17 protein-coding genes are annotated in these 19,859 nt (G+C 70.5%); 10 read left to right on the top strand and 7 right to left on the bottom strand.

Going from position 1 to position 19,859, the window contains the following annotated elements; all coding sequences use genetic code 11:
* Window positions 1-7: 7 nt before the first annotated feature.
* The 3 genes from VSH64_RS32530 to VSH64_RS32520 are packed head-to-tail and all read right to left on the bottom strand — an operon-like array spanning window position 8 to window position 2,563.
* A complete protein-coding gene (locus VSH64_RS32530) occupies window positions 8-835 on the bottom strand; it encodes an ABC transporter permease (RefSeq protein ID WP_326566567.1) in 828 nt (275 codons plus the stop codon).
* Complete coding sequence (locus tag VSH64_RS32525) at window positions 832-1,599, bottom strand: ABC transporter permease (protein WP_326566566.1); 768 nt, start codon at window positions 1,597-1,599, stop codon at window positions 832-834. The genes VSH64_RS32530 and VSH64_RS32525 overlap by 4 nt, the downstream gene beginning before the upstream one ends.
* 1 nt (window position 1,600) lies before the next feature.
* The gene (locus VSH64_RS32520) at window positions 1,601-2,563 is read right to left on the bottom strand and encodes an ABC transporter substrate-binding protein (protein WP_326838088.1); all 963 of its coding nucleotides are present in this window, start codon (window positions 2,561-2,563) and stop codon (window positions 1,601-1,603) included.
* A gap of 707 nt (window positions 2,564-3,270) precedes the next feature.
* Here VSH64_RS32520 and VSH64_RS32515 point away from each other — a divergent pair.
* The 6 genes from VSH64_RS32515 to VSH64_RS48565 all read left to right on the top strand — a co-directional run bounded on the left by VSH64_RS32515 (window position 3,271) and on the right by VSH64_RS48565 (window position 10,854).
* Window positions 3,271-6,372 carry a sensor histidine kinase gene (locus tag VSH64_RS32515; protein ID WP_326566565.1) on the top strand — a complete coding sequence of 1,034 codons (3,102 nt, stop codon included), beginning with the start codon at window positions 3,271-3,273 and terminating at the stop codon, window positions 6,370-6,372.
* Window positions 6,369-6,845, top strand: coding sequence for a roadblock/LC7 domain-containing protein (locus VSH64_RS32510; protein WP_370643691.1), 477 nt, complete (start codon window positions 6,369-6,371; stop codon window positions 6,843-6,845). The genes VSH64_RS32515 and VSH64_RS32510 overlap by 4 nt, the downstream gene beginning before the upstream one ends.
* Before the next feature lie 27 nt (window positions 6,846-6,872).
* Window positions 6,873-7,637, top strand: a complete 765-nt coding sequence (locus VSH64_RS32505) for a DUF742 domain-containing protein (protein WP_326566564.1) — start codon at window positions 6,873-6,875, stop codon at window positions 7,635-7,637.
* Window positions 7,618-8,226 (top strand): GTP-binding protein, encoded by a 609-nt coding sequence (locus VSH64_RS32500; protein ID WP_285972089.1) that lies wholly within the window; start codon window positions 7,618-7,620, stop codon window positions 8,224-8,226. Before VSH64_RS32505 ends, VSH64_RS32500 begins: the two co-directional genes overlap by 20 nt.
* A gap of 393 nt (window positions 8,227-8,619) precedes the next feature.
* Window positions 8,620-9,045, top strand: a complete 426-nt coding sequence (locus VSH64_RS32495) for a roadblock/LC7 domain-containing protein (RefSeq protein WP_326566563.1) — start codon at window positions 8,620-8,622, stop codon at window positions 9,043-9,045.
* 3 nt (window positions 9,046-9,048) lie between these two features.
* Window positions 9,049-10,854 (top strand): DUF742 domain-containing protein, encoded by a 1,806-nt coding sequence (locus VSH64_RS48565; RefSeq protein ID WP_407655576.1) that lies wholly within the window; start codon window positions 9,049-9,051, stop codon window positions 10,852-10,854.
* Between the two features lie 335 nt (window positions 10,855-11,189).
* Here VSH64_RS48565 and VSH64_RS32485 read toward each other — a convergent pair whose 3' ends face one another.
* The gene (locus tag VSH64_RS32485) at window positions 11,190-13,430 is read right to left on the bottom strand and encodes a helicase-associated domain-containing protein (RefSeq protein ID WP_326566562.1); all 2,241 of its coding nucleotides are present in this window, start codon (window positions 13,428-13,430) and stop codon (window positions 11,190-11,192) included.
* Window positions 13,431-13,523: 93 nt separating this feature from the next.
* Here VSH64_RS32485 and VSH64_RS32480 point away from each other — a divergent pair, with 93 nt between their 5' ends.
* The 4 genes from VSH64_RS32480 to VSH64_RS32465 all read left to right on the top strand — a co-directional run bounded on the left by VSH64_RS32480 (window position 13,524) and on the right by VSH64_RS32465 (window position 16,807).
* On the top strand, window positions 13,524-13,706 hold the full coding sequence (locus VSH64_RS32480) for a hypothetical protein (protein WP_326566561.1): 183 nt from the start codon (window positions 13,524-13,526) through the stop codon (window positions 13,704-13,706).
* A 126-nt stretch (window positions 13,707-13,832) separates the two neighbouring features.
* Window positions 13,833-15,230, top strand: a complete 1,398-nt coding sequence (locus VSH64_RS32475) for an NAD-dependent malic enzyme (protein ID WP_326566560.1) — start codon at window positions 13,833-13,835, stop codon at window positions 15,228-15,230.
* A 90-nt stretch (window positions 15,231-15,320) separates the two neighbouring features.
* Window positions 15,321-15,794 carry a cyclic pyranopterin monophosphate synthase MoaC gene (moaC, locus tag VSH64_RS32470; protein WP_326566559.1) on the top strand — a complete coding sequence of 158 codons (474 nt, stop codon included), beginning with the start codon at window positions 15,321-15,323 and terminating at the stop codon, window positions 15,792-15,794.
* The gene (locus tag VSH64_RS32465) at window positions 15,791-16,807 is read left to right on the top strand and encodes a molybdenum cofactor biosynthesis protein MoaE (RefSeq protein ID WP_326566558.1); all 1,017 of its coding nucleotides are present in this window, start codon (window positions 15,791-15,793) and stop codon (window positions 16,805-16,807) included. Before moaC ends, VSH64_RS32465 begins: the two co-directional genes overlap by 4 nt.
* A 185-nt stretch (window positions 16,808-16,992) precedes the next feature.
* On the opposite strand, the gene VSH64_RS32460 is transcribed toward VSH64_RS32465, so the two are convergent.
* The 3 genes from VSH64_RS32460 to moaA all read right to left on the bottom strand — a co-directional run bounded on the left by VSH64_RS32460 (window position 16,993) and on the right by moaA (window position 19,665).
* Window positions 16,993-17,646 carry a transglycosylase family protein gene (locus tag VSH64_RS32460; protein ID WP_326566557.1) on the bottom strand — a complete coding sequence of 218 codons (654 nt, stop codon included), beginning with the start codon at window positions 17,644-17,646 and terminating at the stop codon, window positions 16,993-16,995.
* A gap of 668 nt (window positions 17,647-18,314) precedes the next feature.
* Window positions 18,315-18,566 (bottom strand): MoaD/ThiS family protein, encoded by a 252-nt coding sequence (locus VSH64_RS32455; protein WP_326566556.1) that lies wholly within the window; start codon window positions 18,564-18,566, stop codon window positions 18,315-18,317.
* A 25-nt stretch (window positions 18,567-18,591) separates the two neighbouring features.
* Window positions 18,592-19,665: a GTP 3',8-cyclase MoaA gene (moaA, locus tag VSH64_RS32450; RefSeq protein ID WP_326566555.1), complete on the bottom strand. Its 1,074-nt coding sequence runs from the start codon at window positions 19,663-19,665 to the stop codon at window positions 18,592-18,594.
* Between the last annotated feature and the right edge of the window lie 194 nt (window positions 19,666-19,859).

Raw genomic sequence — 19,859 nt, 5'->3', positions numbered from 1 at the left:
GAAAGTTCTAGTGACGGCCGGGCTGCCACTTGAGCACCCGGCGCTCAACGGCGAGCAGGGCCGCGTTGAACCCGTAACCCAGGATGCCCAGCAGCACGATCCACGCCCACATCTGGTCGAAGTCGTACGCGCGCTGGGCGGCGATCAGCGCGTAGCCGATGCCGTTGAGCGAGCCGACGAGCTCCGAGATCGCCATGAGGATCAGCGAGATCGACAGCGAGAGCCGCAGGCCCGCGAAGATCTTCGGCATGGCGGCCGGCAGCACGACCGTGGTGATCCAGTAGAACCGCGGCGTGCGGAACGCCCGCGCGGTCTCGGCCTTCACCTTGTCGACCGAGCGCACGCCGTCCACCGTGTTCATCACGATCGGCCACACCGAGCCGAAGATGATGGTGGCGATCTGCATGCCCGGTCCGATGTGGAACAACACGATGAACACCGGCACCAGCGCGGGCGGCGGGATCGCGCGGAAGAACGCGAACAGCGGCCCCACGTAGTCCATGCCGGTCTTCGAGCGCCCCAGCGCCGTGCCGAGGGCGACACCCAGCACCACCGACAGCAGCCAGCCGCCGAGCACGCGCCCGAGGCTCGGCAGGATGTGCTCGAACACGGCGTCGCCGAGGAACACGTGCGTGGCCGGGCCCGAGAACCACAGCTTCACCGCCGCCGCGACGATCTTGGTCGGCGTCGGGAAGAAGACGCTGTCGGTGAAGCTCGTGATCACCTGCCAGAGCACCACGAGCACCACGAACAGCAGCCACTTGCGGGCGAACCCGCTCAGGCCGCGGCTCACCCGGCCGCGAGCGGCCGCGACCGGTTTGCCGACGACGGTCACGCGAGGTCCCCTTCGTCGTTGCTGCTCCAGCGGAACAGCCGCTTGCCCAGGCGTTCGAGCCCTTCGTTGGCGAGGAAGCCCAGCACCCCGGCCACGACGGTGCCCGCCAGCACCAGGTCCATCCGGCCCGAGCCGGACGACGCTTCGAGCACGAACTGCCCGATGCCCAGCTTCGCGCCGGCGAGGAACTCGGTGCTGATCACCAGGATCAGCGAGATCGCGGCCGACATGCGGATGCCGGTGAACACGAACGGCGCCGCGTGCGGCAATGCCACCGAGGTCAGCAGCCGCGACTTCGGGGTGCCGTACGAGCGCGCGGTCTCGATCAGCAGCGGGTCGATCTCGGCCATCGCGTAGATGGTGTTGAACAGGATCGGCCACACGGCCGCGTACACCGCGAGCAGGATCTTCGACTCCGGCCCGCCGCCGACCACGATGAGGATCAGCGGGATCCACGCCACCGACGGGATGGGCCGCAGGAACTCGACGATCGCCTTGGTCGCGTCACGCAGCCAGCGCACGCTTCCGAGCAGCAGCCCGGCCGGCACGGCCACCGCGATGGAGACGGCCATCGCGATGAGCCACGCCAGCACGGACGCGATCACGTCGCGCACGAACTCCGTGTCGCCGAGCAGTTCGCCGATGCGCGCGAACACGATCGTCGGCGGCGGCACGTCGTTCTGGTCGATCAGGCCGGCCCGCACGACGACCTCCCAGATCAGGAGGAAGCCGAGCAGGCCGACCAGGTTGCGGACGAGTCGCACGTCAGGATGCGCTCGGCTGCGCCACGATCATCTGCGCGACGTCGATCTTGGCCGGGATCGAGCCGAACTGCTGCAGCAGGTCCGGCACGCGCTGCAGGCGCCGGGCGTCCAAAGTGGACTGGAAGGTGAGCAGCGCGGTGAGCGAGGCGGTGGCCTCGTCGACCTTCGAGAACTGCACCATCAGCGGCTCGATCTTCGAACGGTCCGCGGATTCCTTGGTGGCGCGCAGCATCGCCCGCTGGAACGCCGCCACGGTCTTCGGGCTCGCCGAGGTGAACTTGCCCAGCGAGCCGTAACCCGCGGTCGGGAAGTCCTGCGTGGCACCGGTCGCGGTGTCGATGATCGGCACCGTGCCGTTGGTCTTCGCCGAACCGGTGATGAACGGCTCGGTGAGGAAGCCCGCGTCCACGTCGCCGCGCTTCACGGCCGCACCGATGCTCGGGAACGGCAGGGAAACCCACTGCACCTTGGAGAAGTCCACGCCGTTGTCGCGCATCACGGACTTGGTCAGGGTGTCGCAGATGGTGTTCTGCGCGGTGATGGCGATCTTCTTGCCCGCCAGGTCGCGCACGCTCTTCACGGAACCGTTGGGCATGGCCACGATCTCGGTGCTCTTCGGGCCGGCCGACGAAGCGTCGGACACGAACTTGATGTCCGCGTTGCCCTTGCTCTTCGCGATGAAGAACGGCGTGTAGCTCGCGTACGCGATGTCGACCTCTCCGGACAGGAGCTTGGTCACCGACGCGTCACCGCTGGCGGCGTCGACGGACTCGACGTCGAGGCCTTCGTCCTTGAAGTACCCGTTCTTCACCGCGAGGTGGAACGGGGCGACGTCGATCGTCGGCATGATCGAGACCTTGATCTTCGTCTTCTCGAGACCCGAACCGCCGCTCGCGCTGCCCGAGTCGTCCGAGCCGCCGAGCAGGCCGCAGCCGCTCGCGGTCAGTGCGACGCCGCTCGCCATGGCGAGGGAGAGGAAGCCACGGCGGCCGAATCTGGCCTGGCTGCTCCCGGCTGTTTCAAACAAGGCCGCTCCTTGGAGAATGAGGTCACATGGGTGTTGACCGTGCTGGGTCTGGTGGAGTGTGGCTCATTGTCCGGAGTCACGCGGCCACTGTAGAAGAGCAACTCACCGATCACAATGGGTGGTCATCACCGTTCTGAGAGTGGTGTGAATCACTCGATCAGGGGAACAGGGCCGTTCGGCCGAAGATCATCAGCACGTGGGGGCTAACTCGGAATCCACTTGATCCGCTACCTGGGTGTTCCGGATCGGCTGTCAAGAGGGTTACAAATCACCGACTCGTTCGCTACCCTCTGCTCCGGCAGTGTGAGGTGTGGACCACCGATGTAGTGAGAGTGAGCCTCGCTGAGAGGCACTCTGCGCGGGCCGGCACTCGTCGGCGAACTGGTGGCTTAGGCCTAATGGACCAGTGATCGACCAGTGCGGGGACCGAACGCCATGCAAGTACTGAACCGATTCCGCGTCCAGGGCGGCGTGAAACCGCACCTGGAAGTGGATCTTTTCACCCGGAAGGGTGTAATGGCCCCCGTCGCCCGGGCAGCTGAAGCCCCGGGCGGGCTGCCAGGAGCGTGCGGCTAGTGGTTGCGGGCACGGCAGGCTTCAATTCACAGGGTCCCTCGGACCCGGACGACGATGGTGGTGCGGCGGTGCCGAACGAAGACACCGCGGGGGTGGGAGGGGCCCCTGCGCGCGAGAGTGGGCTGAATCCCGCACGACGGGGTTCCGTCTTCGCGCTGAACAACTGGCGGCTTCGGTCGAAGCTCGCCCTCATCCTGATCATCCCGACGCTCACGGCGCTGGTGCTCGGTGCGCTGCGCGTGGTCGACGACGCCCAGCAGGCCGTGCAGTTCGGGCACACCGCGGACCAGGTCGCGTTCGCGGGCAAGGTGACCACGGTCATCCACGACCTGCAGGGCGAGCGCAGCCTCGCCGTCGCGCGCCTGTCCTCCGGCGACTCCCTTCGCCAGACCGGGCTCGACGCGCAGATCGCGAAGGTCGACCACGACGTCGAGGACCTGCGCAACTCGCTGGTCACGCTGAATCCCGATGACCAGGCGACCAGTGATCGGTACGCCCGCGGAATCCAGCGCCTCGACGCGCTGCGCCCGCTGCGCGCGGCCGTCGGCTCGTCGGCCTACTCCGACGTCGCGGTGCTCGACACCTACTCCTCCATTCTCAACTCGCTGATCCAGCTGGGTCGCGAAGTGACCACCGCGGTCACCGACCGCGACCTGCTGCGGCTGGGCAACAGCACGCAGGCCATCAGTGAGGCCAAGGAGTTCACGCTCCGCGGCGACACGGCACTGGAGATCGCGGCCTTCCGCGACGGCTTCCCCGGCGACCTGCTGGACCAGACCCGTGCGGCCGAAGCCAGCGGCGACGCGTCGATCGCGGCGTTCCTCGCGAACGCCACCGACGACCAGGTGCAGCTGTACTCCGACACGGTCTCGGGCCCGGAGGTCGACGACCGGCGCCGCATCCAGACGCAGGCGTTCTCCTTCGCCCAGCAAGGCGAAGGGCTCAACATCGACCCGACGCGGCTCGGGCAGGACAGCACCGTCGCGTCGGACAAGATGCGCGCGGTCGAGACGAACCTGCTCACGCAGCTGCGCACCCAGGCCGACGATCTGGCCAGCTCGGCGGTCCGCTCGGCGTGGGTCGGCGGCGTGATCGTGCTCGCGGCACTGATCGCGGCCCTGATCCTGATGCTCGTGATCGCCCGCCTGATGCTGCGGCCGCTGCGCGTGCTGCGGACCACGGCGCTCGACGTGGCGTACACGAGGCTGCCGGAGACGGTTCAGTCCATTCTGGACGATCCAGACCCGGTCAACGCCTCGAAGAAAGCAGTGGACCCGGTTCCGGTCACCTCACGCGACGAGATCGGTGAAGTGGCGCGCTCGTTCGACGTGGTCCACGGCCAGGCCGTGAAGATGGCGGCCGAACAGGCGCTGCTGCGCGAGAACGTCAACGGCATCTTCGTGAACCTCTCGCGGCGTTCGCAGCGGCTGGTGGAACGCCAGCTCGGCGTGATCGACCGCCTCGAGGCCGACGAGCAGGACCCGGACCACTTGGCGAGCCTGTTCGAGCTCGACCACCTCGCCACCCGCTTGCGGCGCAACGGTGAATCGCTGCTGGTGCTCTCGGGCGCCGGTCTCGCGAAGTCCGTGCCCAAGCCGGTGCCGGCGGCCGACGTGATCGGCGCCGCGGTGTCGGAGATCGAGCAGTACGCCCGCATCGAGGTCGGCATCGTGCCCGAGGTCGCCGTGCAGGGCCTCGCGATCCACGACCTCGTGCACGTGCTCGCCGAACTGCTCGACAACGCGACCTACTTCTCCGAGCCGGAGACGAAGGTCACAGTGCGCGCGGTCGTCACGCGCAAGAAGGCGCTGGCCATCCAGATCACCGACCACGGTGTCGGCATGACGGAGGACCGCCTCGCGGAGGTCAACCAGCGCCTGGCCGACCCGCCGGACCTCGACGTGTCGGTGACGCGGCGAATGGGTCTGTACGTGGTCGCGCGCCTGGCCCAGCGCCACGGCATCGAGGTGCGGCTGCGCGAGAACGAGGACATCGAGGGCGGCGTGATCGCCCGCGTGGTGGTGCCGGCGGAGCTGCTCACGCAGCTGCGCGTGGCCAACCCGATGCCGCGCCACACGCCGCCGCCGATGAACCGCAACGAGGTCTCGCACCCGAGCCTGCCGCCGATGAACCGGCAGTTCGAGCAGTTCGACTCGACCCCGCCGCCGATGTCCGCGCCGCCCGCGGCCCCGCCGGCACCGGTCGTGCCGGCGCAGTCCAACGGTGGCCTCGTGCCGCTCGACCAGCCGATCAGCCTCGACGACCTCGTGGCCGGAAACCGTGCCGCCGGGCCGTTCCTGAGCCCGGAGTCGGCGCTGCCGGAGGGACCGGCGTGGCCGACGGCCGAGGATCTCGCCCCGCTCACCCAGCAGTCCAACGGGGATGGTGCGAGCCTGGCGGAGACCCAGTTCCCGCCGCTGGTGCTCCCGAAGCGCGAACCGAAGTACGTCGCGCCGGAGGAGCCGCAGCGTCAGGAGCCGGCCGCCGACGACGGTGCTTCGGCCCTCGAGGACGACGTGCCCACGCGGCGCCTGCCGATCTACCAGTCCGTGCTTTCGCGGTGGTTCAGCGAAGGTGAGGACGGCGAACCGGCCGGAGCCGACGACCTCGGCGGCCTGCCCGCCGAACCGGCTGCGCCGGAAGCGGTCGAGGCCTCGGCCAACGGGGCTTCCGCTCCGGAGAGCCGGGTCGTGGACGAGCCGGTGGCCGACGAGCCGGCCGGGATCGACGAGGCCTTCGAGAGCCGTCAGGAGGAGCCGATCGAAGCGACACCTCTCTACCCCGGTTCCGACGACGGCTGGAGCAGCGCGTCGGACGAGGGCTGGCAGGCGGCGCAGTCGCTGCTGGAGAAGAAGTCCGAGGAGATCACGCAGGCGGGCCTGCCCAAGCGGGTGCCCAACGCGTACCTCGTGCCGGGCTCCATCGGCGACTCGGCTCAGGACGACGGGCACAATTCGTTCACCGACGCGACGGCCGGTCTGCCCGGAACGGGTGCTATCACCCGCTCGGCCGCCGCGGCCCGCAACAGGATGGCAAGCTTCCAGCGTGGGTACACCTCCGGACGGCATTCGTTGAAGGAACGGCCGGCCGACGAAACCCGGCTCGACGACGAAGGCGTACGGGTCACCGGGTCCGGGTATGTGAGCGACAGCAGTGAGGAGCGACAGTGACACGGGCGGGTGCAGTGCAGCCGGGGGGCGGCTCGGCGCAGCCGAACGGCAGGGCCGGCGGCGGCGTGGCGGGCAGCTTCGCGTGGCTGATCACGGACTTCGTCCACCGGGTTCCGGGCGCGGCCCACGCGGTGGTCGTCTCGGCCGACGGGCTGCTGCTCGCGGCTTCGCGAGGGCTGCCGAAGGACCGGGCCGACCAGCTGGCGGCGGTCGCCTCCGGGCTGACCAGCCTGGCGCGCGGCGCGGCGAAGGTGTTCGAAGGCGGCCCGGTCGCACAGACCGTGGTCGAGATGGCCAACGGCTTCCTCTTCCTCATGTCGGTCTCCGACGGCTCGTGCCTCGCGGTGCTGGGCGCGCCGGACAGCGACATCGGGCTCGTCGTGTACGAGATGACGTTGCTGGTCGAACGAGTCGGCCAGCAGCTGACGCCGGAAATGCGCGCGCAACTGCAGGGCGCTGCGATCCGCCGCTAGGCGGATCGGGAACTTCAGGAGCAGACCGTGGACGACGGGCGCTTGAGGGGCGATGGCCGGCTCGGTGACGATTTCACCGGCGGTTGGGCCGAGCGGGAGGAAGGCCGGGAGGACTGGAAGTCCTTCCGGGACCGGGTCGACCGCGAATGGCGCGCTCGGCGCGCCACCGGGTCCGACGCGGATCCGGTGCGCGAGCCGCCGAACTGGCTGACGGACTCGAACGCGGGCCAGACGCCGATCACCAGCGAGTACCGCGACCGCCTCCTCGGCGGTCCGGGTGCCGAGCTGTTCGGCGGCGCGAGCGGGCCGCTGTACGACTCGGCGGAGTTCGCGGCGTTCAGCGCGCAGCGCGACGGCACGCCGGGGCCGTCGTCCAACGAGCTGGCCGAAGCGCTGCCGATGCAGGCCGCGGGCGAGTACGTGGACGAACCACCGGTGGCCGAGGTCGAGACCTCCGGGCTGGTGCGGCCGTACTTCCGCACACGCGGGCGGACGAGGCCGACCTACGACCTCGCCATCGAGGCGCTGGTTTCGACGAGCGAGCAGGGCCGCGTGCTGGACCGCGTGCGCGTGCCGGAGCACCGGTCCATCTGCGATCTGTGCATCGACACCCGCTCGGTGGCCGAGGTGGCGGCGCTGCTGCGCCTGCCGCTCGGTGTCGTGCGGGTGCTCATTGGTGACGTGGCGGGCCTCGGACTGGTGCTGGTGCACACCACCAGCAGTACGAGCTCGGGCGACCGCCCCAGTATCGAGTTCATGGAAAGGGTGCTCAGTGGGCTTCGGAGAATTTGACTCCGACGCGAACACACCGCAGGTGACAGGTCCGACCTCGTCGGCCAAGATCGTGGTCGCGGGTGGGTTCGGTTCGGGCAAGACGACACTGGTCGGGGCGATTTCGGAGATCGACCCGCTGACCACCGAGGCCATGATGACCGAGGCGAGTGTCGGCCACGACGACACTTCGGCCACGCCGAACAAGACGACCACCACGGTCGCCATGGACTTCGGCCGGATCTCGCTCGACTCGGACCTCGTGCTGTACGTGTTCGGCACGCCGGGCCAGCACCGGTTCTGGTTCATGTGGGACGACCTCGCCGTCGGTGCCATCGGCGCCGTGGTGCTGGTGGACACGCGACGGCTCGCCGACGCGTTCCCGTCCATCGACTTCTTCGAGAATCGGAAGCTGCCGTACGTGGTCGCGATCAACTGCTTCGACCGGTTGCTGCACCACCAGATCGAAGACGTGCGGCACGCGCTCACGATCTCCCCGTCGGTGCCGATCATGGCCTGCGACGCGCGCGAGCGTGACTCGGCCAAGCAGGTGCTGATCTCGGTCGTGCAGCACGCCATCGCTCACGACACGGCACTGAGGGCAGGCTAGAACCCGAGTACCCGGAGCCGGGTGCGGCCGTTGGAGTGAACTCCGCGTGCTTCACCCGCTTCGGGGAGTGGTGCCTCCGACCGGAGTAGGGCCGCCGCCCCGCTCTTCGGTACGGTCGGGGCCGGCAATGCCCGAACGGGCAGCCGAACCGCCGGTGACCTGCGCAGACACCCCGCTGCGGACAGTCGCCGGCAACACCACCGAGTGACCCACGTATGCGTGGTCCTGTATGGGTTCGCGCCGTGCGCGTCCGTCTGGGTACGCGCAGTGCGCGGGTGCTCGCCCGACGCGGGCTCGACAGTGTCGGGCGGGTGAATACGCTGGAACGGCGTCTTCACGGCCGCCCGGCGATCATGGCGGTGTTCGGCGGTGTGCGACCGGTTTGGAGGGACAGTGACCGTTTCCGGCCAGGAAGGCCAGGGCACGTTCAGCTGGCTGATCACGGAGTTCGTGCGCCGGGTGCCCGGTGCCGCCCACGCCGTGCTGGTGTCAGCCGACGGTCTCTTGCTCGCGCCGTCGGAAGGTCTGCCGCAGGAGCGCGCCGAGCAGCTGTCGGCCGTCGCGTCGGGGCTCGTGAGCCTCACGCAGGGCGCGGCCCGCTGCTTCGAGGCCGGTGGCGTGAACCAGACTGTGGTCGAGATGGAGCTGGGTTACTTGTTCCTGATGTCGGTGACCGACGGTTCGTCGCTGGCCGTGCTGGCCGCGCCCACCTGTGACATCGGCACGGTCGCGTACGAGATGACGCTGCTCGTGGAGCGCGTCGGCCAGCAGATCACGCCCGAGCTGCGTGCCCAGCTCCAGGGCGGGGTGCGTGGTTAGTAGATGAGGATCTCCGGCTTCGGCGAGCAGGACACGGGCGCTTGGGACGCGCTGCACAAGGGCACCGAACGAGAAGGCGTCGACTCGCCCAGCCACTTCGAGCTGAGCACGTTGAAGACGATGCTGCCGCACCGGCGCCCGTCCGTGCCGCCTCCGCCGCCCCGCCCGGTGCCGGCCCCGGCTCCTGTTGGCGTGCCCGCCGCGCCCGCCGCCGAGTACTACGACGACGACGGCTACGAGTGGGTCGAAGACGGCGAATCGGGTTACTGGGAGGAAACCGGTACAGCGTCGAGCTACTACGGCGCCGAGGAGTACGACGCCGAGTCGTACCTCACGCACGTCGACCGGCAGGTGCCGCAGGATTCGGCGTACTACCAGGCGCCGGAGCGCCGGCACCTGTCCGCGGTGGACGATCCCGCGCCCTACGAGCAGCAGCCCTATGATCCTGCGTCCTACGAGCAGGAGCCCGCCGCGGGGCACGGGTACGCCCAGCGGCCGGCCGCCGCGTACCGCGAGGTGCCGCCCGACGGCGAGACCGACTACTTCCACCCCGCGAGCCCGGATGCCGCCTACGCGTCGGGGTACCAGCGACTGCCGGAACCGGACGCCGCGCGGGCTCCGGGCCGGCGCAGCGCGGCGCCGGAGGACTACACCACCGGCTACCAGCAGCTGCCCGCTTCGAACACCGCGCGCACTTCGGACCGGCGGCCCGCCGACTACGCCTCCGGGTACCACCAGCAGCCGGTGGCCGATGCCGCGTACGACTCGGGTCGTCAGCGTGCGGCCGAGCCCACGCGCCATCTGCGTGCGGGTGCGGCGGACGCCGGTCACTCCGGTTACCACCCGTTGCCTGGCGACGAGGCGGACTACCGGCGGGCGGCCGAGGAGTCTTATCCGTCGGGTTACGACGAGCCGGCCGGCTATCGCCCGGGCACCGACGCGGGTTATCCGCGCGCTGCCGCGGCGGAGCCGGGTCACTCCGGTTACCACCAGCTGCCCGGCGACGAGGCGGACTACCGGCGAGCGGCCGAGGAGTCCTATCCGTCCGGCTACGACGAGCCGACCGAGTACTCCTCGGGTTACTTCGAAGCGCCCGCCGGCGAATCGACCGGACGGCACTCCGTCGTGGTCCCGAACCGGCAGGCCGAGCAGGGCGGCCGGCGCCGTGCGGCCGTCGACACCGCGGACCGCGAGTCGCGCCACCGTCCGGCCCCTGCCGGCGGCGGCTACCTGCCGGTGCCCGACGCCCAGCACCGCCTCGCCGAGCCGCCCGAGCGCACCACCGGCGGTCGCCGGCGTGCGCCGGAACCTGTTGCCGCGCAGCCGGAGCAGTATCCCTACGCCTCGGAACCCGTTGCGGCGCAAGAGGAATACCCGGCGGAGCCGTACTCGCCCGAGGCCGAGGTCGAGGTCGACGCGGCGTGGGCCGAACCGCCGTCCCGCGAAGACCCGGCTCCCACGGCGAAACCGGCGAAGTCCCGCGTGCGCCCGTACGCGCGCACGCGCGGCCGCACGCGCTCCGACCACAACCTCGCGCTCGAAGCCCTCGTCTCCACCAGCGACGACGGCCGCCGCTACCGCGGGGTGCGGTCCATCGAGCACCGGCGCATCTGCGACCTGTGCCTGGACACGCGCTCGGTCGCCGAGATCGCCGCGCACCTGCACCTGCCGCTGGGCGTGGTGAAGATCCTCGTCGGCGACATGGCCGACATCGGCCTGGTCCTGATCCACCAGACCGAGCTCGTGCTCGGCGACCGCTCGTCCCGCGACTTCATGGAGCGCGTGCTGCAGGGCCTGCGCAACCTCTGAGAAGTCAGAGCGTGCTGCCGGTGCGGGGTTGGCCGAGGACGCCTGGCTCATCGCGAAGCGCCGGTGCACGCGGCTCGTCCTCGGGACCGTGGATCTCGGCTCACAAACGTCCGAAGAGGACAGTCATGCGCTGATGGACCGCGCACGAGCACGGCATCACGTTCTTCGACACCGCCAACGCCTGCGGCGAAGAACCCGGCGGCACCGAGGAGATCCTCGGTCGGCGCGGTTCGCCCGGGGCGGCGGCCGTCGTGAGCGAACCCGCATCTTTCCGGACCCGGCCCCGGGCCCGAACGGCGCGAAACCGGCCCCGGAGGCCTACGCCTGGTAGCGGCTCACTCCTCCACGATCGCGGCGGAAGTGATGCGGTGCAACGGATACCGCTCGTGATCCGTGCCCTCCAGTACGCCGCCGCCCACGCGGATGGGGCGCACCACGCGCTGGCTGGCGGTGCCGCGCGAGTCGACGAAGCCGATCCACACCTCGCGGCGTTCGAGCGTGGCGCGGGAGAGCAGTTCGAGCGTGGCCGTGGTGTCCGCGCCGCCGCCGGAGTGCGCGCGCACGGCGGAGCCGCGGCGGCGGGCGGTGGCCGCGTCGCCGGCGCGGAGGTTGGCGACGATGCGGGTGGCCTGGTCGTCGGTGAGCACGGCTTGTTCGCCGGGGCGGGCGCGGGCGGCCCGGGCGCGCGCGGGCAGCCGGCGGCCGGACGGGCGGATGTCGACGACCCGGCCGTCCGGTCCTTCGGCGGCCGGGGCGAAACCCGCGCCCCGCAAGGCTTCCAGCACTTCGCCGAGCGACACCGGGCTGATGAGCACGGTCGGGGCGATCAGCCGCAGGTCGTACTCCGCGGCCACCGGGTGCGCGAGCACCTCGGCGAGCAGGGCCTCATCGTCGCACCGGAGGAACGAGCCGGCGGTGCCACCGCGCAGGCGGCCGTGGCGACGGGCGACGTCGTCGATGAGGTAGGTGAGCGACTGCGGTACCGGCGTCGCGGACTTGCCGCGGAACAGCGCGTGCAGCTCGTCGGCCGTGCGGCCCGTGTCGAGTGCGCGGCGCACGGTGGACTCGGTGACGCGGTACACCGTGGCGTGCCCCGCCGACTCGATGTCGGCGACGGCGGCCATGGCGGTGGCCAGCTCGGGCTCGAGCGGCCCCGGCGCGACGACCGTGAGGTCGGCCTGCACCAGCACGTGGTCGACCGGCGCCGGCAGCGCGTCGTGCATCGACTCGACGGCGCCGGGGCGGTCGTCTTCGAGCAGCAGCCGCGTGGCGGTGGTCAGCGCGCCCAGGCCGACGAGCCCGAGTGCGGAGGCCTCGGCCATGGTCCAGCGCACGGTCTCGTCCCGCAGCCGGCCACCCCGCCGCGGCGCGCGCCACGCGAGCACGGCCACCAGCTCGTCCACGCTCTTCACGCCGGCACCGTCGGCCAGGTCGGCCAGCGCCACGAGCACCCGCCGCCGCGTGACCGGCGCGAGCGGCCGCCGCAGGTCTTCCGAAAGCGGCGCGATCGGCTTGTCCTTCGCGTCGCGCCCGCCCGCGAGCCCGGGCAGCCGCGGCAGCTCCAGCCACGCCTGCGCGAGCGTCATCCAGCGCTGCACGGTCGGCGACGCCAGCCACGAGTCGGTGAGCGTGGTCGGCACCCACTCCGGCGCGGTCGCCTCGCTGTCGGCCACCAGCCCGGCGCCCACGGCCAGCTCGGCCACGAACGAGGCCCGGGACTCGTCGGCCTCCAGGTCCTTCGCGAGCTTGCGCAGCTCCCGCACCCCGAGGCCGCCCGACTTGAGCACGGGCGGCGGCGTGGCCGACCACGAGCGCAGCAGCGTTTCCATCTGCCGCAACAGCTCCATGGCCTCGCCGGCCGCCGCGGTGTCCACCGTGTCCGTCTTGTGTGGATGGACGGGCAGCTCGGGTTCGGTGAGCGTGGCCGGGTCGAACGCGGCGCCGCCGCGCAGCAGCAGGCCCAGCTCGCGCGGCAGCTCCACCGTCTGGTCGTCGCGGCGCAGCAGGAGCGAGCGGGCCAGCAGCTTCTGCACGGGCGTGGCGGCGTCGGAGAGCGAGACGTCGAAGCTCGCGTCGCGCGTGCGTCCGATCGGCGGGCCCGCGGCCAGCGCCGCGAGCACCTTGCGCTCGTCTTCGCCGACCTCCGCGAGCCGCGCGGACAGGTCGGTGGCCGCCAGGGCCGGCGACGGCGCGCCGAGCCCCGCCGGGAACGGTCCCAGCACGTCGCGCGCCGCCGGGGGCACGCGCAGCTCGTCGTCCGTGCCCCACACCAACACCCGCGCGCGCAAGCGCGCCAGCGGACCCGAAATGTCCGTTCCGATGAGCTCCTGAACGGCGGGCAACGCGGCCGGCGCCGTGTCCGCCCCGGCCACGAGCAGCGCGTCGAGCACGGCCAGCGTGAAGGTGTCGAGGTCTTCGCACGCACGCGCGACGGAACCCGGCGTGCCGGCTCGGGTGGCCAGCACGGTGGTGTCGGACGGCGGCGGGGTCGACAGGTCGCGACGGGTGCGCAGCAGGTCGGCGAGTGCGTCGTCGGACACCGCACGCAGCCAGTCCGCCAAGGAGGTCGCGGGCATAGACGTCCAGGATACCGGGCGGGTGAGCGGGCGCCGGGGGTGTTCGGGCAGACTGTGGGCGAACACCCCGGCACCAGGTTTATGGAGGGCGTTGTGGCGAAGGGCGAGAACGGCAGGAAATCGGGCATCGACCCCACCTGGCCGGGCGAGGACGGCGAGCACCCCGTGACGGAGCTTTCATCCGACCGCCAAGGCGCGCTGTCGCCGTTCGGCGACCTCACCTTCCCGCTCGAGGCGGTGCCCTACGTGCACCCGGAGACGGAAATCAACCGCTGAATCCCCACCTCTGGGGAAACAACCGGGGTTACTGGTCAGTCACCCGGTTGGGGTCAGGTGGCGACGGTCACGGGGCTACTGTTCGAAGGGTCCTAACCACAGGTTTCCCAGCGGGGAGTTAGTGCCATGCCGGTTCCCGGTCCCGGGTATTCGATCACCGTCCGGGTCGAGGCCCCGGCCTCCTCCACGGCCGCGGGTGACCTCACCACCGCTGTCGGCCGCGTCGGCGGTGTACTCACGGCGTTCGACGTCGTCGAGTCCCACGCCGACACGATCGTGGTCGACATCAGCGCCAACGCGCTGTCGGAGAACCACGCGCAGGACATCACCCAGGCGCTCGACTCGCTGCCCGGCGTGAAGGTGCGCAAGGTCTCCGACCGCACGTTCCTGATCCACCTCGGCGGCAAGATCGAGGTCACGCCCAAGGTCGCGCTCCGCAACCGTGACGACCTCTCCCGGGCGTACACGCCGGGTGTCGCCCGCGTGTGCCAGGCGATCGCCGCGAACCCCGAGGACGCGCGCCGCCTCACCATCAAGCGCAACACCGTGGCCGTGGTCACCGACGGCTCGGCCGTGCTGGGCCTCGGCAACATCGGCCCGGCCGCCGCGCTGCCCGTGATGGAGGGCAAGGCGGCGCTGTTCAAGAAGTTCGCCGGCGTCGACGCGTGGCCGGTGTGCCTGGACACCCAGGACACCGAGGAGATCATCAAGATCGTGAAGGCGATCGCGCCGGTCTACGCGGGCATCAACCTCGAGGACATCGCCGCCCCGCGCTGCTTCGAGATCGAGGCGCGCCTGCGTGAGCAGCTCGACATCCCGGTGTTCCACGACGACCAGCACGGCACGGCGATCGTGGTCGTCGCGGCCCTGCGCAACGCGCTGCGCGTGGTCGGCAAGGAGATCGAGGACTGCAAGATCGTGGTCAGCGGCGTCGGCGCGGCCGGCTCGGCCATCATCCGGCTGCTGCTGCGCAAGAACCCGGGTGACATCGTGGCCGCCGACATCGACGGCATCGTGCACCCCGACCGCGGCAACCTCGACGACAACCTCACCTGGATCGCGAACCACACCAACCGCGACAAGCAGGCCGGCACGTTGCGCGAGGCCCTGGTCGACGCCGACGTGTTCATCGGCGTCTCCGCGCCGAACCTCTTCGGTGCCGAGCAGGTGGCGACCATGAACAAGGACGCCGTGGTGTTCGCGCTGGCCAACCCGGACCCCGAGATCGACCCGCTCGAGGCTCAGCAGCACGCCGCCGTGGTCGCCACCGGCCGCAGCGACTTCCCGAACCAGATCAACAACGTGCTGGCGTTCCCGGGCGTCTTCCGCGGCCTGCTCGACGCCGCGGCGCACGACATCGACGACAACATGCTGCTCGCGGCCGCCGACGCGATCGCCGACGTGGTGGACCAGAGCCGCCTCAACGCGTCGTTCATCGTGCCGAGCGTGTTCGACAACGCGGTGGCCCCGGCCGTCGCGGAGGCCGTGAAGAACGCCGTGCGCGCGGAGGCCAAGGCCGGCTGACGCCGGTCGCGCTCTTCGGGCCCCGTCGCCGCTTCCCGTGGCGACGGGGCCTTTTTGTCGCCCGGACCCGCGCTGGCATAGCCTCCTGGGGTGAGTGAACTCAGCCACGTCGACGAAACCGGCGCCGCGCGGATGGTCGACGTCTCCGGCAAGACGGCGACCGCGCGCACCGCTCTCGCCGGCGGCACCGTGCACACCACCGCGGAGGTGGTGGATTTGTTGTCCGCCAACGGATTGCCGAAGGGTGACGCGCTGGCGACGGCCCGGATCGCCGGCATCATGGGTGCCAAACGCGTGCCGGAACTGATTCCGTTGTGCCACCAGATCGCGTTGTCCGGCGTGAAAGTGGAATTCGCATTGGCCGGGAACGCGGTGCACATCAGCGCGACGGCGAAAACCACCGATGTCACCGGCGTGGAAATGGAAGCCCTCACGGCCGTCGCGGTCGCCGGGCTCACGCTGCACGACATGATCAAGGCCGTGGACCCGGCCGCGACCCTCGACAACGTCCGCCTGATCCGCAAGGACGGCGGCAAGACCGGCACGTGGGAGCGGCAGTCATGAGCGAGGCACGGGTGATCGTGGCGTCGAACCGCGCCGCGAAGGGTGTGTACGAGGACAAAACCGGTCCGGTGCTCGTCGACTGGCTGGCCGGGCGCGGGTACACCGTGCCGGCGCCGGTGGTCGTCGAAGACGGTGAGCCGGTGGGCATCGCGTTGCGCGCGGCGGTTTCCGAAGGGGTCGCGGTGGTCCTGACCACGGGCGGTACCGGGATCTCGCCGACGGACCGCACCCCGGACGTCACGCGTGAGGTGCTGGACTACGAGCTGCCGGGTGTCGCGGACGCCATTCGCTCCGCGGGCCTGCCGCACGTGCCGACGGCCGTGTTGTCGCGGGGCCTCGCCGGAGTCGCGGGCCGCACGCTGGTCGTGAACCTGCCGGGCTCGCGCGGTGGCGTGAAAGACGGGTTGGGCGTGCTGGAGGGAATCCTGGACCACGCCGTGGACCAGCTCGCCGGCGGCGACCACCCGCGACCGGTGGCGGCCGAGTTCGCCGCGGGAGCCACGGAGAACTCCGCTTCGGTGGCCGACGCGCTCGCGGCGGAGACGCTGCCGGCCGACCTGCTCGAAGCCGCGGCGGCGAGCACACCCGCCGTGCGCGTGCTGCGCGCCGAGGTCAGCGACCAGTCGCTGTCGGTCGACGAACACGCTCGCCTGGTGGAAGACGACGCGGCCGGCGCCGTCGTGACCTTCGGCGGGGTCGTGCGTGACCACGACGGTGGCAAGGGCGTGCTCGACCTCATCTACGAAGGCCACCCCAGCGCGGGCGAGGTGCTCGCGCAGGTGGTGACCGAACTCGCCGCCGGCTGGACGGGCGTGCGGGCCGTGGCCGTGAGCCACCGCGTCGGCGCGCTCGCCATCGGCGACGTGGCGCTGGCGTGCGCTGTCGCCGCCGAACACCGCGGTCAGGCCTTCGCGGCCTGCTCGGAGCTCGTGGACGAGGTGAAGGCCCGGCTGCCGATCTGGAAGCACCAGCACTTCACCGACGGCTCCGACGAATGGGTCAACTCACCCTGAGCCGCTCGTGCGGGGTGCGACCGGCCGGAACCGGGCGCACCCGCACGGGTCACGACCCCCACGGGTCACGACCCCACGAAGGGCCCCACCGCCGGGGGAAATTCGCGGTGGGGCCCTTTCGTCGGATCACAGCCAACCGAACGCTGCGCCCTCAGGATCTCAAGACCTCACGAAGAGGCCAGGAGTCACTTGGTGGCGATCTTCTGACCGACCAGGATCAGGTCGGCGTTCGGGATGTAGGCCTTGTTCAGGTCCTGCAGCTTCTGGTAGCCGCCCTGAACGTTGAGCTGCTTGGCGATCTTCGACAGGCTGTCGCCCGCCACGACGGTGTAGTCACCGTTCGGGTTCGAGCTCGGCACGCCGGTCACCGGGGTGGCGGCGACCTTCTTGGGGGCGGTGCTCGTGCTCTTCTTCGGGGTCGCCTTCTTGGCGGTCGACTTCGAGGTCGACTTGGTCGACTTCGTCGACTTGTGGGCCGCGGTCGAGCCGCCGGCACCCTTGCCGTAGCAGTTCGGCCACGCGCCGCCGCCCTGGCCGGCCAGGACGCGCTCGGCGACGGCGATCTGCTGCTCACGGGAAGCGTTCGCCGCGCTGCCGCTGCCGCCGTAGGCCTTCCAGGTGCTCTGCGTGAACTGCAGGCCGCCGTAGTAGCCGTTGCCGGTGTTGGTGTTCCAGTTGCCGCTGCTCTCGCACTGCGCGACAGCGTCCCAGTTCGTCGACGCCGACGCGGGGGTCGCGGCGATCGCGATGGGCGCGCCGACCGCGATGCCCGCGACTGCGACGCGAGCGATGGTGCGGGTGGCGGCGGACATCTTGCGGTGCTTGCCTCGGTAAGACATGAGAATACTTCTCGGTTTTCCTGCACCTACGAGCCCGAAGGCTGAGGGCCGGGTTGGGAGCCCGTCCGCCCGTTGCCGGGCGGCAGACGCGGACAGCGCACGACGCGCGGTCTTCGTCCCCTCGTCCCTGTCCGGAAATGCTTTCGCTCGGGGTATGGGTCCGGGGATCCGTTGGACAGGGCTAGGCGCTACGGATTCCCGGTCTTGCTCGGTCGGTCGGGGCCAACCGAAAAGCGACGGTACGTAACGAGAGCCGTGATCGGAAATTATTCGGCATGTGACCTACGTCACAGTAACAGCACGCAACCTCTCACGATCGGCATGTTTGCGCTGGTCAGAGGGCCGTTATCTGCCCGTTTTGTGCCCGAGATATTTCACGGATCGTGAGGCTTGGATCACGTCGATAAGGCGCCAACGGTCCATTCGCGCAGCCATTGAGTCGGGCACCTTAAACCACTCAGTGCGAAGTCCGCCAGTGCACGCCGAGTGGTTCTGTGGGTGCCCGGGAATACGCCGTGAGCGAACTACTTCGGAGAGTAGGCAATAACAAAAATGGCCGCTCACGGCGCCTTGGGCGCCGGGCGGCGTGGTTCGGACCAACCGGCCGGACAGGCCGGTTCGAGGGCCCAGTGAGCCCCTGGGCGGGGTCTGGCGAGGTCTCAGGAGGGTTAACCGCCGGCGAAGGGCGGGAGCACGTCGAGTTGCGCTCCGTCACTGAGCGCCCGATTCTGATCACGGACGGCAACCTCGTTCAGCAGGAAGCTCGCCGCGTCGAGGATGCGCGGCAGTTGGCCGGGATGCAGCTCGCGCACGAGGCGGGCGGCGTCCGCCACGGTCGAGCCCTCGGGAAGCTTCAGCTTCTCCTCTTCGACACCCGCCGCCGCGCGGGCGGAGGCGAAGTAGCGGACCAGCACGGTCATCGGTTCCAGGGACTGGGGTGACATGTCATCCACCGATCGCACTCATCGGCCGGATCGGCTGCGCGAACCCGGCTTCGTTGATCTCGTGGCCCGCGAGCTTGCCCCACATCGTGGCTCGCCAGGCGTCGGCCACCTCTTGATCGCGCGCGCCCGCGCGCACGAGGGCGCGCAGGTCCGTCTCGTCGTTGGAGAAGAGGCAGGAGCGCACGGCACCGTCGGCCGTGAGCCGGGTGCGCTCGCAGGCGGAACAGAACGGCCTGGTCACCGACGCGATCACACCCACGTCGCCGGGTCCGCCGTCGACCAGCCAGCGCTCGGCCGGCGCGCCACCTCGGGCGGCCGGGAACGGCGACAGCGTGAAGTGCTCGCCCAGCGCGGCCAGGATCTGCTCGGCGGTGATCATCTCGCCGCGGTTCCAGCCGTGCTGCGCGTCGAGGGGCATCTGCTCGATGAACCGCAGGTGGTAGCCCTCGTCGAGGCAGAACCGCAGCAGCGGCACGGCCTCGTGCTCGTTGAGCCCGCGCATCAGCACGGAGTTCACCTTCACCGGCGCCAGGCCCGCGTCACGCGCCGCGGCGAGGCCGGCCAGCACGTGGGAGAGACGGTCGCGGCGGGTGATCTGCTCGAACAGCGCGCGGTCGACGGTGTCGAGCGACACGTTGATCCGGTCCAGGCCGGCTTCGACGAGCCCCTTCGCCCGCTTCGCGAGCCCGATCCCGTTGGTGGTCATGGAAACCCGCGGCCGCGGCTCGAGCGCCGTGATGCGCGCCACGATGCCTTCCAGGCCCGGGCGCAGCAGCGGCTCGCCGCCGGTCAGGCGGATGTCGGTGACCCCGAGCTGTTCCACGGCGATGCGCATGAGCCGCACCAGCTCGTCGTCGCTGAGTACCTGCTCACCGGGCATCCAGTCGAGACCCTCGGCGGGCATGCAGTAGGTGCAGCGCAGGTTGCAGCGGTCCGTGAGGGAAACCCGCAGATCCGTGGCCACGCGACCGAACTGGTCGAGCAGACCGGGGTGGTCGGGCCGGGGTGCCGCGGGCGCGCCGGACGGACCTCGTGTGCCGGGAACGCGAGGAAACCCGAGATGTACTGCCGTCATTACTCACAGCTTAACTCCTGGAGGTCGGAAAAGCCGACTCCTCCTAATCCCGGGACCCGGCCGGAACGAGCCTTCGACGCCGTGCCGTGACCTTCCCGTGACGACCCGCGCACGGGTGCCGACGGACCGTTCGCGGATCCGCCGCGCACCCACTGTCCGCACTCGACGGAGCGGGCTTCGCACCTCGTGCGACC

Source organism: Amycolatopsis rhabdoformis (assembly GCF_035918295.1).
Lineage (GTDB): Bacteria > Actinomycetota > Actinomycetes > Mycobacteriales > Pseudonocardiaceae > Amycolatopsis > Amycolatopsis rhabdoformis.
Note: the sequence above shows the minus strand (reverse complement) of the source record. Positions and strands in the feature narration are given on the sequence as shown.